This window comes from Terriglobus aquaticus, assembly GCF_025685415.1.
GTDB classification, from domain to species: domain Bacteria; phylum Acidobacteriota; class Terriglobia; order Terriglobales; family Acidobacteriaceae; genus Terriglobus; species Terriglobus aquaticus.
The window spans coordinates 220980-236679 of sequence record NZ_JAGSYB010000001.1 but is presented as its reverse complement, the minus strand read 5'-3'; the positions used below and the strand labels follow the sequence as shown (position 1 = coordinate 236679).

The following is a 15700-nucleotide window of genomic DNA, read 5'->3' as shown; positions in this document are numbered from 1 at the left end:
TCTGGGTTCGGATAGAGAGATGCTCCGCGCGGTAGGACTGTCACCTGCACCTGAAACGCGGCGCGCTTTCGCGCCAAGCGGCGACTCGGTCAACTTTTCGCATCGAAAACGGTGTGACGTCCAAAAGCAGCTACAAGGTTTGCGAAGGCATACCCGTGCCCCGTGGCGCGGCGTGGGACGGGCGCGGAACCAACTTCGCCCTCTTTTCCGAACACGCGACCCGCGTTGAACTCTGCCTGTTTGACAGCACCGGCAAGCGGGAGATCGAGCGCATCGCATTGCCCGAATACACTAATCAAATCTGGCACGGTTATATCGAAGGCGTGATGCCCGGAACGCCGTACGGCTTTCGTGTGCACGGACCTTACGATCCGCGCAATGGCCTGCGCTTCAATGCCAACAAGCTGTTGCTGGACCCCTATGCGACCGCACACCTGGGAAGGCTGAAGTGGGAGCCACCAATCTTCGGCTACACCCTCGAAACCGGCGACGACACCACCTTCGATACCAGAGACAGCGCGCAGTTTGTTCCCAAGTGCCTCGTGGTCGACCCTGCGTTCGACTGGAGCGGCCAGCCCGGCCACTTGAACCGTCTGCGTGTGGGCTGGGATGAGACGGTGCTCTACGAGCTGCACGTGAAGGGCTTCACCCGCACTCACCCGGCGCTGCCGGACAACCTGCGCGGAACCTACGAGGGGCTGGGCCGGCCGGAGATCGTGGACTACGTCCGTTCGCTTGGCGTCACCTCCATCGAGCTGCTGCCAATCCATACCTTTGTGACCGATAGTCACCTGCACGCCCTGAAGCTGACGAACTATTGGGGTTACAACAGCATCGGCTTCTTTGCGCCGGATCCTCGTTACGCCGCCACACCGCGACGCGCTCTGCAGGAATTCAAAGAGATGGTCGCGCGCTACCACGACGCGGGCATCGAAGTGATCCTGGACGTGGTCTACAACCACACCGCCGAGGGCAATGAGCTCGGTCCTACGCTCTCGTTCAAGGGCATCGACAATCCCAGCTACTACCGCCTGCTGCCCAGCAATCCACGCTATTACATCAACGACACGGGCACGGGTAACACCGTCAACGTGAGCCATCCGCGTGTGCTGCAGATGGTTTGCGATAGCCTGCGCTACTGGGTAGAGCAGACCCACGTCGACGGCTTCCGCTTCGACCTTGGGACTATCCTTGCTCGCGAGCCCAACGGCTTCGACAACAAGAGTGGCTTCCTAAAGGCGGTCTGCCAGGACCCCGTACTCAGCATGACCAAGCTGATTGCGGAGCCATGGGACATCGGTCCGGGCGGCTACCAGGTGGGTGGATTCCCGCCGGGCTGGACCGAATGGAACGACAAGTTCCGGGATACGGTGCGTGAGTTCTGGAAAGGCGGAGGCACCGCGCGTGAACTTTCTACGCGACTCATGGCATCGCCCGATCTGTTCGATCATCAGGGCCGGCGCCCATGGGCCTCCATCAACTTCGTCACTGCCCACGACGGTTTCACTCTGAACGATTTAGTCAGTTATGACGAGAAGCACAACCTGGAAAACGGGGAAGGCAATCGCGACGGCTCCGCGCACAATCACAGTTGGAACTGCGGCGTCGAAGGTCCAACCACGGACGAAACCATCAACGCTCTGCGCTGCCGGCAGCGTCGCAACCTGCTGGCGACGCTGCTGCTGGCGCAGGGAACGCCAATGTTACTGGCCGGCGACGAGTTTGGCCGCACCCAGCTTGGCAACAATAATGCGTACTGTCAGGACAACACCCTGAGCTGGGTGGACTGGTCGCTGCTGGAGGCGAACGCTCCGCTGCACGACTTCACCCGTCACCTGATCGCGCTGCGCAAGCGGTATCCCATTCTGCGCCGGAATCTCTTCCTCACCTCGCGCACCGACGAGGAACTGGATGTCCGTGATCTCACCTGGGTGAACGCGAATGGCTCCGAAATGGATGCGGATGCCTGGAAGGACTCGCGCACACGCTGCTTTGGCATGTTGCTGGACGGCCGCGCACAGTTTACCGGGATTCGCCAGCGCGGCCACGAAGCGACGATTCTTATCCTCTTCAACGACCACTACGAGGCGTGCAACTTTCGCATCCCGACCAGTTCGGGCGGCGACACCTGGACTCTCGTACTGGACACGGCTCGCGAAATGCCGCCAGGAGAGAACGAAGCAGCAGAAACACAGCAGAGCGAGTCACTGCGCACAATCGGCGCACGTTCGATCCAGGTGTTTGTGTTGCAGCAGAGCGAGGCCTGATACGGCCGTCCGGCACGCCTTACCCTTGCTCACCACGCGCTGAGCAAGGGTAAGCGCCTAATGTTTCCCGGCGTGTTTCTTGGCGGACTTGTGGCCCCGCTTCTCGCCCCGGTGACGCGATGCGCCCTCGTCCTCCCGCGCCTTCTCCGGCCCCTTCTCCTCCACGTTCCCTGCGGGATGAGGCGCGCCTACCACCTCGCTCGCCATCTCGCGCAAGGCGTTCATCACAGCGTCGTGCACCTCTTCCCGAAAGGCATCGCGCACCGTCATCGCGACTTCCGCTGGCTCGAATGGAACGTCGGAGCTGCGGTCCATCACGCGTTCCAGCACCTGTTCGACGACGGGCGCGACATGGATGTGCTTGGCGAGTTCCTTCGCGACGCGGCGCGCGGGAACATCCAGAACGGTGTCAATCCCTCCGTGCATCGCGGGTGCAGATTGTTGCCAGTCCCGCTCAAACACCTGCACCATTTCGTGTACGGTCCGGCTGTCGTGCACGATCACGCCGATCTCACGCCGCGCCTCCAACTCCAGCTTGCGCAGGCTCTGGCTACCCAGGAACGCCTCTTTGCCGTCACGCAGGATCGCCCGTGCATGCAAGCGAAACGGCAGCGTACGCACGTTCAACACGCTTCCCTTCACGCTGGAGCGACCGATGACGCGAACGTCGACGCCCTGCGAGCTCTTTTCCGACAGCAACTGAACGAAATCGTGATCGCTGATCTTCATCTCGTACAGCAGCAGCTGTTTCTTCGCGCCGCGGATGAACTCCATCAGTTGCGTCCTGGCATTCGCCGGGCTCACGACAAGATCGTCGCACCCGGGGCGGTACGGCTGCCGGTTGGCATCGGCTTCAAACAACTTCACGGCTTCCGCAACCACTTCCGGCGTGCGCACAACCAGGGCAAACGAGCGGCTCAGCGTGATGTCCATGTGCGTGTAATTGAACGCGAGCAGCCACAGCTCCTTGCGGTCGATGATGAACATCTTGCCGTGATACCGCACCAGGTCATCCGCCGTCCGGGTCACCGTAATACCACGCTCCAGCAGCCGGCCCTCCAGCTTGCGCAGATTCTTCTCCTCGCCCCGATTCGTGAAGGCAATCAGCGCCTGAACGTGCACGCCGCGCTGCACGGCCTCGACCAGCGCTCGTTCCACCTCGCTGCGGTCAAATCGGAAAATCAGGATATGGATGCTCGTCTTCGCGCTTCGCAGGCCTTCGAGCAACGGCTCGATGCCGCTCTCGGGTTGTATCAACAATTTCACGTGGTGTCCGCCTAAGCGCAAGGGTGCCGCATCGCAGCACAGAGCGTGCGATGGGATCACAGGGAAAGATGCGTCGGCTTCTTCGCAGGATGTTTCCACCGCGAGAAGCCGGAAGCCGGGAACACACATCTGAACGACAACAGAAGAGCTTTGGGAGAAACCATGAATCGTATTTTCCTGCCCCGTCTTGTCCTTGCATGTGTTCTGGCGCCACTGGCCGCCAGCGGCGCCACGGCTTTCGCAGCCCCGGGGTCCCACGCCAAACAGCAAGACGCGAAGGCAGATGCGGACGGCAGCAAGAAAGATAAAGACAACGACTCTCCCGTTACCAGCAGCGCCCTGAAGCATCCTGTTCTTTGGCAGCAGCGAAACAACATCTCGAGCCTCGATCTCCTCTGGGGACAGGGCGGCCAGAAGCACGCCCCGGCGCCGCCCTTCACCTTTGAGTCCGAAGGCAAGAACGGCACCAATCCCAAGTTCGACGTCACCGACACGAATGGCACTCACTGGCGCTGCAAGCTCGGTGATGAGGCGCGGCCAGAGGTGGTGGCCTCACGCCTACTCTGGGCAGTCGGCTACTACGTGAATGACGACTACCTGCTGCCGGAAGCCAGCATCGGCAACATCCATCTAAAGCGCGGCGGCAACCTGGTCAAAGACGGACGCGTCGAGGATGTTCGCTTCGCCCGCAAGCCTGGCGGTCAGAAAAAGATCGGCACATGGGAGTGGAAGAAGAACCCGTTCTATGGCTCCCGCGAGTTCAACGGTCTACGCGTGATGATGGCCGTGATGAACAATTGGGACCTGAAGGATGAGAACAACTCCGTTTACCAGGACAAGAAGACGGGGCAGCAGATCTTTCTGGTGAACGACGTCGGGGCGACGTTTGGCTCCAATGGCCTCGTCTTCTCCAAGGCTCATGCGAAGGGCAACGTTGGCAACTTCAAGGACTCCAAGTTCATCACGCGGGTTAACGGCGATACGGTCGATTTCGGCACGCCCAAGGCGCCCACCTCGGTGCTGCTGTTGAGCGCTGGAACCAATGCGATCTACTACGGCAAGCGCAAGGCGCTGGAGTGGATTGGGCGGGACATTCCCGTGGCTGACGCTCGCTGGATGGGCAGCCAACTCAGCCAGATTTCGCACCAGCAGCTAGTCGATGCGTTCCGCGCCGGCAACTTCCCTATCGAGGCGATCGACGAGTACGTTCAAGTGGTAGAGAGCCGCATCCAGGAACTCAAAGGCCTTTAGAGATGAAAGCGGCAGCGCCACTAGGTGCTGCCGCTTCCACAGCATCTTGCTGTGCGACCTCGAAGGCTCGCTCCCACCTACGCCAATAGAGCCGGTTCTGCCTCGCTTGAATGGAACTGTATGTCGTACAGCTGCCGGTACACTCCGTGCTCCCGCTCCATCAGGTCGTCGTGCGACCCGCTCTCGAGGATGTGCCCATCCTTGAGCACGTAAATGCAGTTCGCATTACGTACCGTCGAAAGCCGGTGAGCGATCACAATGGCCGTCTTCTTCTGCATCAGCCGGTCAAGCGCCTCAAACACCAGGTGTTCCGACTGCGAATCGAGGGCTGCCGTGGGCTCGTCCAGGATCAGGATCGGGCTGTTGCGTACGATGGCTCGGGCGATGGCAATGCGCTGGCGCTGTCCGCCAGAGAGCATCACGCCGCGCTCACCCACGGTAGTGGCGTATTTCTGCGGCAGCTTGTCGATGAACTCGGCCGCATTGGCAGCTTCCGCCGCCGCGATGATCTCTTCCTTCGTCGCCTCTGGTCGGCCGTACGCGATGTTTTCCCATATGGTCCCGCTAAACAGCACCGTGTCCTGCAGGACAAAGCTGATCTGGCTCCGGAGCGATCTTTGCTTCCACTCGCGCACATCGCGCCCATCGATCTTCACTACACCCGAAGTCGGGTCGTAGAACCGAGCGATCAGGTTGACCAGTGTCGTTTTACCCGAACCCGTGGGCCCGACCAGGGCAACCGTGTGGCCGGGCTCCACGTGCATCGTCACGTCGTGAAGCACGGGCCTGTCCTCGTTGTAGGAGAACGAAACATGTTCCACGTCGATGAAACCCTTCAGCGGGGGCGCGTTCTTCGCGTTCGGAGCGTCACGCATATCCTCAACAGAGCCGATCACCTCCTGGATGCGCTCATACCCGATGTCCGCCTTGGTGTAGGTGTCCATCGTCTTTGAGAGCTCCTGCATCGGCTTGTACATTTTGCCGATGTAGGTCAGAAAGACCACCATGGACCCAGCCGAGAGGCCACCCTCCAGCGCAAAGCTGGCGCCGAAATACAGGACCGCGCACGTGCCCGCGGCCACCACAATGTCGACCATGGGAACGAGTCTGGCTTTCATCGCCCGAGCCCGCAACGAAGCCTCCACCGTCTCCAGTGATTCGCCTTCCAGCCGATGCACCTCGTAGTCCTCTCGGGCGAACGCCTTCACCACACGCATCGACCCCAGCACCTCCTGCACTACGGAAAGCATCTTGCCTTCGTGCTGACGCACCTCGCGAGACAGCTTCTTTGCGCGGCGAGTGTAGGTGAAGACGATCCCAAACAGCACCGGAACCACCGATAGTGCAACCAGGGTGAATCGCCAGTTCATGTGAAACATCACGGCGATCATGAAGATCAGAGTAAGGATGTTGACCAGAATGCCGAGCAAGCCCTGCACGATGAAGGTCTGCACCGAGTCGATATCGCTCGTGACCCGGCTGATCAAGTCTCCTGTCTTGCTGTGATCGTGGTAGCTCATGCTCAGCCGCTGTACATGCGCGTACAGGCTGCGGCGCAGGTCATGCGTGACCCACTGCCCCACGCTGGTGGTCAGGTATTTGTCGCCATACGAGCAGAGCGCGTCCAGGATTGCGATCACCCCCACCGCGGCGCAAGCGAACAAGAGAATGTGGTGAGCATCCAGACCGACAGTGTGCCGAATCAGCTTGAACAACCAGCCGTGCGACTGCTTGTGACCGATCACGTTGTCGATCACAATCTTCAAAGGCCACGGCTGGGCCACGTCCGCCGCGCTCTCGCCCACAATGCACAAGAAGGCAAGCACCAGGGAGCGCTTGTGCGGCGCCAGCAAACTTAGGATCGACGCGCGTTCATCTTCGCGGGACGGAGGCTTCATGGGCATCAGCAGCATTGGACGCCATATTGGCGCGGCAGGGTGCGCGCAAATCTCGGATACACTTGCGCACCCACGCTGGAAGCGAGCCTACGGCACCAGTGTGTAAGGAATGCCAAAACGTCCGATCTGCACAATTCCATGCTCCCCTGGCGGCGAAATGCGGAACGGCTCCACCCGCGTTCCTGCTGGCAACAGCCTGGCCAAGGCGCTCCCCTTCTGCTGCCCACTGGCCGCGTCATACAGGTGAACGTCCAAACCTTCAGCCGATCGCTTCCAACCAAGAACATACTTGCCCGGCGGTAGCAACAAACCACCGACACGCAGCGGCGCCGCAACGATCAGGTAGTGCGAGTACTTGCCGTCCGCCGAGTAGCCCGCCGTGATCAGGACAACACCGGCCGTGACGTGCCCCTGCTCGTCGACGATGCCCGACGCTGTCCTCATCTCTGTCTCAATGCGCTCGTGCTCCACGGGAGCTCGGGCCGGCAGGGCCTGCGCCAGTTCCGACTCGGTGGCGCTGCGCCACGTGTGTTGCTCGCCACGCACCGCGGGCGCCACCAAAGCAGCCGCCAGCATGCACACGCTGAGCCTGTCCAAGATCTTCATCGCAGGTGCACGATCCCGCGTTGGATCGCCAAGGTCGCCGCATGGGTGCGATCCGCTACACCCAGCTTGCTCAACAGGCTGTTCACATGCGTTTTCACCGTGGTCTCGCTAATGCCGAGGTCGTTGGCGGCGTCGCGGTTCGATCGTCCTGCCACGATGCGCTCCAGCACCTCCAACTCGCGCGGGGTCAGTTCCTGCCCACTCACGCGATCGGCCAGCTTCTCGGCGATCGCACCGGGGATGCGTGACTTACCGCTGTGCACCACTCGCACGGTTTCCAGCAGTTCGTCCAGTGTCATGCCTTTCAGCAGGTAGCCTTTCGCACCCGCCTGCAACGCGCGAAATATGTCCTCATCGCCGTCGTAGGTGGTCAGCACTACGAAACGCGCGTTGGGGTGCTCGGCTCGAATTCGCTGGATGGCCTCTACGCCACCGACCGGCTGCATCTGCAGGTCCATCAGCGTTACGTCCGGCGCGTGGGCGCCCCAGCGCTGAATTGCCTCACGGCCGTCAGCGGCTTCCGCCACTACCTCCACCGCATCGGACGCCCGCAACAGCGCTGCCAGGCCCTGCCGCACCACATGGTGATCGTCCACGATCATCACCCGGATCTTGTCTGCCACCTTGTGCTCCTCTTGCGTTCTGGTCGCCTTTTCGCGGCTATCGGTCGTTCAAGCGCAGTTCTACACACGTGCCCTCACCGGGCGCGCTCCGCACGGTCAGCGTGGCCCCTATGGCGGCAGCACGCTCCCGCATCCCGCGGACACCGTAGTGCCCGGCCTTCGCGGCACCTGCTGCAACATCGAAGCCAGCGCCATCATCGCTCACACGAAGCAGGATCGCATCCTCCGAATAGACGAGGTCGACCTGAATGTGCGACGCATGGGCATGCTGCTGCGCGTTGCCTAAGGCCTCCTTCGCGATGCGGAAAATCTCCCGCTCTCGCGAATCAGGCAATTGGCGGTATGCTCCCGTGACCGTCAGATCTGCGGATTCCGCGCGCTTTACCACTGCCGCCAGCCGCGCCGGCAGAGTCTTCTCCGACGCCTCCGCGCGGATGGCCCATATACTTTCGCGCGCATCCTGAATGCCTTCCCGCACAAGGGTTCGCGTCGTATCCACCTGTTCTTTCGCCGCACTCACGGCGCCCGCGCGCAACAGTTCCGACGTCACTTCCAGTTGCAACGACACCGCCACAAAATCCTGCGCCAGCGTGTCGTGGATCTCGCGAGCGATGCGATTGCGCTCCTGCAACACGGTCGCAAAGTCACGGCGAACGCGCCGAAGCCGCAGCCAGTACAGGCCGTATGCTCCACCAGCCGCCAACAGCAGCAGCAAGGCATAAAACCACCACTGGCGGTACAACGGCGCCTGCACGTGAAGGGTCACGGTCGCGTCGCGCTCACTGATCACACCCTCAACGCTCATGGCCTGCACGCGAAACAGGAAGTTGCCAGGAGGCAGGTTGGTGTATTCGGCGCTCCCTCCCGGCTGCCATGCCGACCAGTCACGGTCGAAACGCGTCAGCAGGTAGCGATAGCGCACCTGCCCCGGCGCACTCAGGCTGAGCCCGGCGAACGTAATCGTGACCCGTCGTCCACCCGCTCCCACCTTCACAGTCGGTGCCAGGGAAACCGCGCGTCCATCCACTTGCACGCTCTCGATCGCGATGCCCGGTGCGACCGCCGCGGTGATACTCTCCCGCGGGTTCACCACGGCGACACCGCGGCGGGTCGCGAACCAGAGTGTGCCGTCGCGCCGGGCCATCGCAATCTGCGTGCCGAGCGACGGCAACTCTACCCCGGGCATACCGTCCGCAACTCCGAACTGGCGTACCGGAGCAGCGCACACCGGCTTGCCTGCGCAGCCGCGAAGTGCAGCCGCCGACGCCCGCAACAAGCCCGCAGCGGACCGAATCCACAGATTTCCGAAGGAGTCGTCCAGCACGGCTGCCACGCTGCCCCGCACCGCGGAGAGGTTCACAGGCAGTAAGCGTCCTTCAGAAAGCACGGACAGACCTCGCCCCGTGCCAACCCAGAGCGTGCCATCCCCTGACGTGTGCAATGCTGCGATCGCAACGCTCGAGCCGTAGGACATCGGCACAGCCCGAAGCGCCTTGCCATCCCAGCGGACCAGACCAGCCAGCGTTCCGATCCAGACCGTACCTTGCCGATCCTGCAGCATGGCGCCGATCACGTCGCTGGGCAGACCATCGGCAGCCGTCATCACCCGATCCACCCGGCCGTCGCGCAGCAGGGCTACGCCACGCCGCGTGCCTGCCCACAGCACCCCATCGTTGGCCACCAGCAGCGACTTCACAAAGTCGTCCGGCAATCCGTCCGCCGCAGTCACATGATCCACCCGCGTCCCGCGAACCTGATCCAGCCCCTCCGGCGATCCCACCCAGACCTCGTCCCCGGCAGTCGCCACCGAGAGCACAACATCGCTTGCCAGGCGCGCCGGGACGGTCCGCGCCACTGTTCCCTCCACCTGCACCGAACGCAATCCTGCGTCCCGCGTTCCGACCCACAGGCGGCCGTCAGTACCTTGAGCCAGCGCCGTAACCGATTCCCCTGCCAGGCCCGCAACGCTGCCGATGGATCGATCGCGCACACTGAACAAACCGCTGCTGTCTGTGCCGAACCAGGCGTCCCCTTCCCGATCCACCACCGCGCTCAGCACGGCATCGTTGGCAAGCGGCAGAATCGCCGCAGCTTCCTTCTCCCGAGCGCACAACACCGCCGCTCCGCGATTAGTCCCCACCAGCACACCACCGGGCCATGGCTGCAGCGACTCCAGACGGCTGCCAGGCAGGTCGCGGCCAACCTGCCATCGTCGCAGCAGAGTCAGCTTTCCATCGCGCAACTCCAGCGAGCTGCCCGTGGCCGCCCAGACGTCACCATTCCCGTCTGCCAGCAGGTGCTGAACTCCGGCGGGAAGCACTCCGAGCGTGGCCACCGTCGTTCCGCGAACCTTCAGCAACTGTGTCCCTGAAAGCGCCCGCGCCGAGCCATCCGTCGCCTCGCCCAAGGCACTCGGAACCAGTCCCCCTGGCAGCGCGACCGGCACAACTGTTTCGCCGGACACACGCTGCAGACCCGAGTCGGTCAGCACCAGCACCCCACCGTCGCTCTCTCGCTTCAGGCTCAGTACCTGTCCTGACACACCGCGCACCGGACGAAACACCCCATCGCGCAGAGCGACCACACCGTTCGCGGTTCCGAAGAGCAGCGTGCCCGGCTCCGCTGCCGCGATGCAGCAAACATCGTCACTGCGAAACGCGGGTTCGTTGGCGGAGGTGTACCGCTGAAATCGCAAGCCATTGAAGCGCGCGACGCCAGCCTCGGTGGCCAGCCACAAGTAGCCGTCCTGCGACTGCTCCAGCGCATGCACACTGTTCTGCGGAAGCCCTTCCTCCGTCGTCCAGTTCTGCACCTGCTGAGTCTGCGCGCAGCACGACGCGGCAGCGCAGGCCGACAGCAAGGCTGCGATGCACCACGCCGCGAACATTCGCGCAGATCTCCGCACCCGTTCTCGCCGCCTGCTCCACAGTCTCTGTTCCGGCGCGCCATGCACAGCCATGAGCCTAGCGCACTTGCGCCCAGGTGGCGCAGCCTCAGCGATCGGGAGCAGAGTTTGCCTCGGATGGCATGGTTCCAGGCGCCGACAGGCCGTCCTGCAACAACCCGTGCTGCAGCACCACCGCACTCCGCCAGGCCGCGGCCAGTTGCTGTGTGTACTCCAACTGCAGCTGCAGCACCATGCGGTGGGCCGCAACCCGCTGCGGATACGCTGCCGCCATGGCCGCGTATTTTGCGTCGTACAACTCCACCGATCGCTGCGCACGTGGCAACAGATCCTCGCGGTACCGCTGGGCCTGAGTCATCGCATTCGCATAATCCTGCACAGCCTGCTCTGCCTGCATACGCAACATCAGCTGCGCACGGGCGACCTCGGCCTGCGCGACCGATTGCCTGGCTGCCGCAGCCGCGACCGCCCCCTGGTTCCGGTTCCAAAGCGGCAGCGTAATTCCCGCCTGAGCAATACCCACCACACCCACGCGTCGCAGCGACGGATCCAGGGGTTCGTTGTCCTGCTGCAGTCCCGCTTTGAGCGTAAGCTGCGGCCAGGCCTGCGCACGCTCGCTCCGAATCGCGGCCGCCCTGGCAACGGCCTGCTGCTGTGCAGCCTGCAGCATCGGACTGCCCGCCGCCGCCGACTGCGCGGAATCATCCGGTAGCACTGGGACGCCCTCCAGATCGCCCTCCAGCAGGCTCACCGGCAGGTTGGCATCGCCGCTTACCGCCGCGAGCAGTGCGAACGCCTTGCGGTAGGACCGCTGAGCGGCGGCCAGTTCCAACTGGGCCTGCTCCCGCTCAATCTCGCTACCCAGCACATCCGGCGCGTCAGCCTGTCCGACGTTGGCATACTGATGCAGCGCGACAGCATTGTCAGCAGCAAGCTCCGCCACCTGCTCGCGTAACTCCACCTCCCGCTCCGCCGCCAAAGCAGCATAAAACGCCTGCTGCACCGCAGACTCAACACGCCTGGCCTGCCCTGCAGACACGATCTCCGCCGCCCGCGCCTGCGCATCGATCGCCGCTCGTGCGGAGCTTCGCTGCCCTGCCAGCGGAATCGTCTGCTGTACGTATCCGCCCTGCTCACCGCCCGCGTAACTGCCTCCGCGAACGTGATCCGCCTCGTACCCGATCTCCGGGTTCTGCCACAGCGCGGCCTGCTTCGCCTCCGCGCGCAGACGGCGCACCTGCGCCTCCGCCTCGCGCAGTGTTGGGTTGTTCCGCGCGGCCTGGTCCGTGAACCACTGCAGCGGTCGCCGGTCGCGAGCCTTGGCGTCGGCAAGCAGGTCCGGCATGGGACGTTCGCTGAACCCGCTGTCTCCTTTCGCGCCTCCGCCCTCGCCTTGTGAGCCGGAGGGCATGGGAACGGCCGGTACTGGTCGCGTTGCAGTCGACGTGTCCCCATCGGCAAGCCGCCCGAACGGCATCTCCGGTACAGCTTCGCGCCTCGGTGCCTGCGAACGTTTGCGAGCGCTCGATGCACCGGGAACAGGTGATGCGACCGCCGGTGAGGGCTTGGCATGCTCGGGTGAATCCGGCATGGGCATATGCATCTGCGCCACGGCAGAGAGGGGCAACAACACCACGGCTGCAAGAGCGAATTGGTAAGCGATCGCTTTCGTCCTCATCGCTTGCCTCCGTCCTGCGCCGGCATCTGCATGCCGGGCTTTTTCGAGTGATCCATCCCAGGCATTGTGGAGTGATCCATCCCCGGCATCGCGTGATCCATACCCGGCATGGAGTGATCCATTCCCGGCATCGCGTGATCCATAGCCGGCATGGAGTGGTCCATCCCAGGCGTGTCGTCGTGCCCCTTGGCCCCGTCCGCATGAGCCGCAACCCGGCGCATCACCTCGTCATATTGCTCCGCCGGCAACACCCGCACAAACGTCATCATGCCCTGCATGTTTTCGCTCCAGCCCGGCGGCAGCCCGAAGTTCTCTGGCTTGTCCACCATCGCATCCATGTTCATCAGCGGACCTTCCATGAAAGCGTCCTGCGGAAAGCCATGCACCTCGTTCGCATTTGGAGCGATCTCCAGGCGGTTCATCCCCGACATCATCATGCCGGCCATCGCTCCCTGCTCCGTCGCGTTCCCATGCTTCATGCCCGCACCGTTCGCACCGGCGGAGATCATTCCGTTGCTGGTCAGCGTGTCCCCGCTGAAGGCCCGGCTTGTGCTGGAGTTCATCTGGTTCATCATGTGGTGTGGCAGGTGGCAGTGCAGCATCCAGTCGCCGGGATTGTTGGCCAGGAACTCGACATCGCGAGCCTGCGCAACTCCCACCAACACCGTGTTGCCGGGCCACCATGCCGTCTCTGGGATGCGTCCCGCTTCGGTACCCGTCACGTAAAAGGTGTGGCCGTGCAGGTGCATAGGGTGGTGATCCATACCCAGGTTCACGAACCGAATGCGCACGCGGCTGCCCAATCGCACCACCAGCGGCGTTGGCGCGGGACCGCTCTTACCGTTCAGCACCAGCCAGTTGAACTCCATCTCCGCGCTGTTCGGGACGGTGTTGTTGGGCAGCACCGCATACTCCTGCAAGTGCACCAGGAAGTCGTAGTCCACCGCGGGCGCATGCGCCTGCCGCGGGTGCATGATGAACCCGCCCAGCATGCCGACCATCTCCTGCATCGCCAGGTGCGAGTGGTAGAAAAACGTGCCGGTCTGGGTGATGTGGAACTCGTAGGTGTACGTTCCGCCGGGCGGAACCGCCCGCTGCGAAACGCCAGGCATGCCATCGAAGCGGATGCTGTCCTCAAAGCCGTGCCAGTGCATGGAGGTCGGCTCGGGCAGCCGGTTCTCCAGGATCACCCGCACCCGATCGCCCTCAGTCACCTGGATCGTTGGCCCGGGCGCCGAGCCGTTAAACCCCCACAGGTCCAGCGTCTTCCCCGGCAGGATCTCGCGCCGAATTACTTCAGCCCGCAATCGGAAGACCTTCCAACCGTCCTCCAGCGTGAACGCCAGATCGGGCACGTCCGTCGTCACCACGCGCACCGGCGCATGCCCCGCGGTCGAGGTATGCGCGCCCATCTTGATGGCAGCAGCACTTTGCGACAACGGTCCAGCATTGCCGCCGGTCGGCTCTCGCAGAGATTGCTGCCCCGCTCGGGAAGCACCTTCCGCCAGGGCGGGCACTGTCGCTAGCCCCGCACCCATGCTGAGCGCGCGGCGTAAGAATCCACGTCGGTTTGTCATTGTGTTCCTCAGGTCAACAGAGCAGGTGTGCGCAGGCCGGGGTCACCGGCGCGGGAGTCAGGTCTGGAGCAGAGGAATCAGATTCGCAGCGGAAGCGCGAAGGAGAGCATGGGCGGAACAGCCCGCGCTAGCGGCGGTAAAGCTCGACGTTGTTGCACTACAGGCGAAGCCGCAGCGCTGTGAATCGTCGGCAACACCACCAACGAAAGCAGCAGTAAACCATCGGCTGACCACAACTCAGGCGCTGCCGCCACGCAATGATCCACGCAGTCTCGACGCGGTTGCGGCGCTTTGGCCGGCGCCGAGTGTTCGCAACACGGATCAACACAGGGCTGAGACGAATGCATGTCACCCATCGAGTTCGCCGCTGCTGCGGCGAACTCAGCATGCCGCCTGGGCTGCGCCGCAAGGCAAAGCGGTGAAGTCACCAGCCCCACGGCCGTGCAAAGCAGAACGACGAGGCCGATAAGGCGGTCCCGCCACTCCCTGCCTACCCGGAGGCCTTCCCGCCAATGAAATCCGTGTCTCACTGCTACTACTACGATGCTCCACCCGTCGAGCCGGGCGCAAGTCGCCTAGGGCAGCGGACCGCAGCGTGAAATTACGCGGAGGTCCAGGAGCTGGATTTCCGGTGTCAAATAGCCGTCCTTGAGCGGCTCCTCGCGCAGCAGACCCGTGCTCAGGTACTTCTTGCTGTCGTCACAAAAAACGGTGGCGGTCACCGGCACCTCGTGCGGCGACTCCTCCCCGGCTTTAACCGCCGCCAGGAAGTTGCACCCTGATGAAATTCCCAGTGCCAGGCCAAACTGCCGCGCCAGCGCCTGTGCCATAAGGATCGCGTCGCCATCGTGAACCGCAATTACGGGGTCCAGTTCCTCGAGCTTGACGATGTCGGGGATGAACTCGTCAGAGATGCCCTGAATGCGATGCGAGCCAACCTTGTGTCCGGTCGATAGTGTGGGCGACTCGGCAGGCTCCACCGGGTGGCACCGCACGCGCATGCGAGCTGCTCGCATGGCCTGCGCCACGCCCATCACGGTTCCGCCTGTACCTACCCCGGCCACAAACGCGTCCAGCGGCAGACCAGCCATGTGAAGCTGCGCCAGCAGTTCGGGACCCGTGCCCCTTGCGTGCGCCTCCACATTTGCGGAGTTCTCGAACTGTCGAGGCAGAAACACCTCGCGGCGTTCCGCACTTAACTGCCGGCAGCGATCGATGCTGCCAAGAAAGCCACCCTGCTCCTTGCTCACACTCTGCACCGTCGCGCCGTAGCTGCGGATCAGGTCGTGCCGCTCCTTGCTCATCCAGTCCGGCATGTAGATGGTCACCGGGTGCCCCAGCGCCGAGCCCAGGGCAGCAAAGGCGATGCCAGTGTTGCCACTGGTGGCCTCCACGATGCAGTCGCCGGGCCGCAGCGTTCCATCCGCATACGCGGTCTCCAGGATGTGCAGCGCCATCCGATCCTTGATCGAGCCGCTCAGGTTCAGGTGCTCCGCCTTCGCGCAGACCTTTCCCATGCGTCCGCGAAACCGGTACGTGATGACCAGCAACTGCGTATTCCCAACCATCGCGCGCAGCGGAGCCAGTCGCTGCTGAACGTCGAAAGGCGGCGGTGCCATAGCGGGTGCA

Annotated in this window: 10 protein-coding genes; 2 read left to right on the top strand and 8 right to left on the bottom strand. The window is 63.2% G+C overall.

Annotated elements, in window-relative coordinates:
- Positions 1 to 113: 113 nt before the first annotated feature.
- Positions 114 to 2267, top strand: a complete 2154-nt coding sequence (gene glgX / locus OHL12_RS01075; RefSeq protein WP_263411992.1) for a glycogen debranching protein GlgX — start codon at positions 114 to 116, stop codon at positions 2265 to 2267.
- A 57-nt stretch (positions 2268 to 2324) separates the two neighbouring features.
- Here glgX and OHL12_RS01070 read toward each other — a convergent pair whose 3' ends face one another.
- Positions 2325 to 3533: a phospholipase D-like domain-containing protein gene (locus OHL12_RS01070; protein ID WP_263411991.1), complete on the bottom strand. Its 1209-nt coding sequence runs from the start codon at positions 3531 to 3533 to the stop codon at positions 2325 to 2327.
- Between the two features lie 162 nt (positions 3534 to 3695).
- Between OHL12_RS01070 and OHL12_RS01065 the strand changes: the two genes are divergently transcribed.
- Positions 3696 to 4784 carry a hypothetical protein gene (locus OHL12_RS01065; RefSeq protein ID WP_263411990.1) on the top strand — a complete coding sequence of 363 codons (1089 nt, stop codon included), beginning with the start codon at positions 3696 to 3698 and terminating at the stop codon, positions 4782 to 4784.
- A gap of 77 nt (positions 4785 to 4861) precedes the next feature.
- Here the strand turns inward: OHL12_RS01065 and OHL12_RS01060 are convergent, their stop codons facing one another.
- From OHL12_RS01060 to OHL12_RS01030, 7 genes are all read right to left on the bottom strand, one after another.
- Positions 4862 to 6682: an ABC transporter ATP-binding protein gene (locus OHL12_RS01060; RefSeq protein WP_263411989.1), complete on the bottom strand. Its 1821-nt coding sequence runs from the start codon at positions 6680 to 6682 to the stop codon at positions 4862 to 4864.
- A gap of 87 nt (positions 6683 to 6769) precedes the next feature.
- A complete protein-coding gene (locus OHL12_RS01055) occupies positions 6770 to 7288 on the bottom strand; it encodes a hypothetical protein (protein WP_263411988.1) in 519 nt (172 codons plus the stop codon).
- Positions 7285 to 7911, bottom strand: a complete 627-nt coding sequence (locus OHL12_RS01050) for a response regulator (protein ID WP_263411987.1) — start codon at positions 7909 to 7911, stop codon at positions 7285 to 7287. The genes OHL12_RS01055 and OHL12_RS01050 overlap by 4 nt, the downstream gene beginning before the upstream one ends.
- A gap of 37 nt (positions 7912 to 7948) precedes the next feature.
- Positions 7949 to 10798, bottom strand: a complete 2850-nt coding sequence (locus tag OHL12_RS01045) for a sensor histidine kinase (RefSeq protein WP_263411986.1) — start codon at positions 10796 to 10798, stop codon at positions 7949 to 7951.
- A gap of 106 nt (positions 10799 to 10904) precedes the next feature.
- Positions 10905 to 12494, bottom strand: coding sequence for a TolC family protein (locus OHL12_RS01040; RefSeq protein WP_263411985.1), 1590 nt, complete (start codon positions 12492 to 12494; stop codon positions 10905 to 10907).
- The gene (locus OHL12_RS17330) at positions 12491 to 14071 is read right to left on the bottom strand and encodes a multicopper oxidase family protein (RefSeq protein ID WP_317889788.1); all 1581 of its coding nucleotides are present in this window, start codon (positions 14069 to 14071) and stop codon (positions 12491 to 12493) included. Before OHL12_RS17330 ends, OHL12_RS01040 begins: the two co-directional genes overlap by 4 nt.
- 575 nt (positions 14072 to 14646) lie before the next feature.
- Complete coding sequence (locus OHL12_RS01030) at positions 14647 to 15690, bottom strand: PLP-dependent cysteine synthase family protein (protein WP_263411984.1); 1044 nt, start codon at positions 15688 to 15690, stop codon at positions 14647 to 14649.
- Positions 15691 to 15700 lie beyond the last annotated feature (10 nt).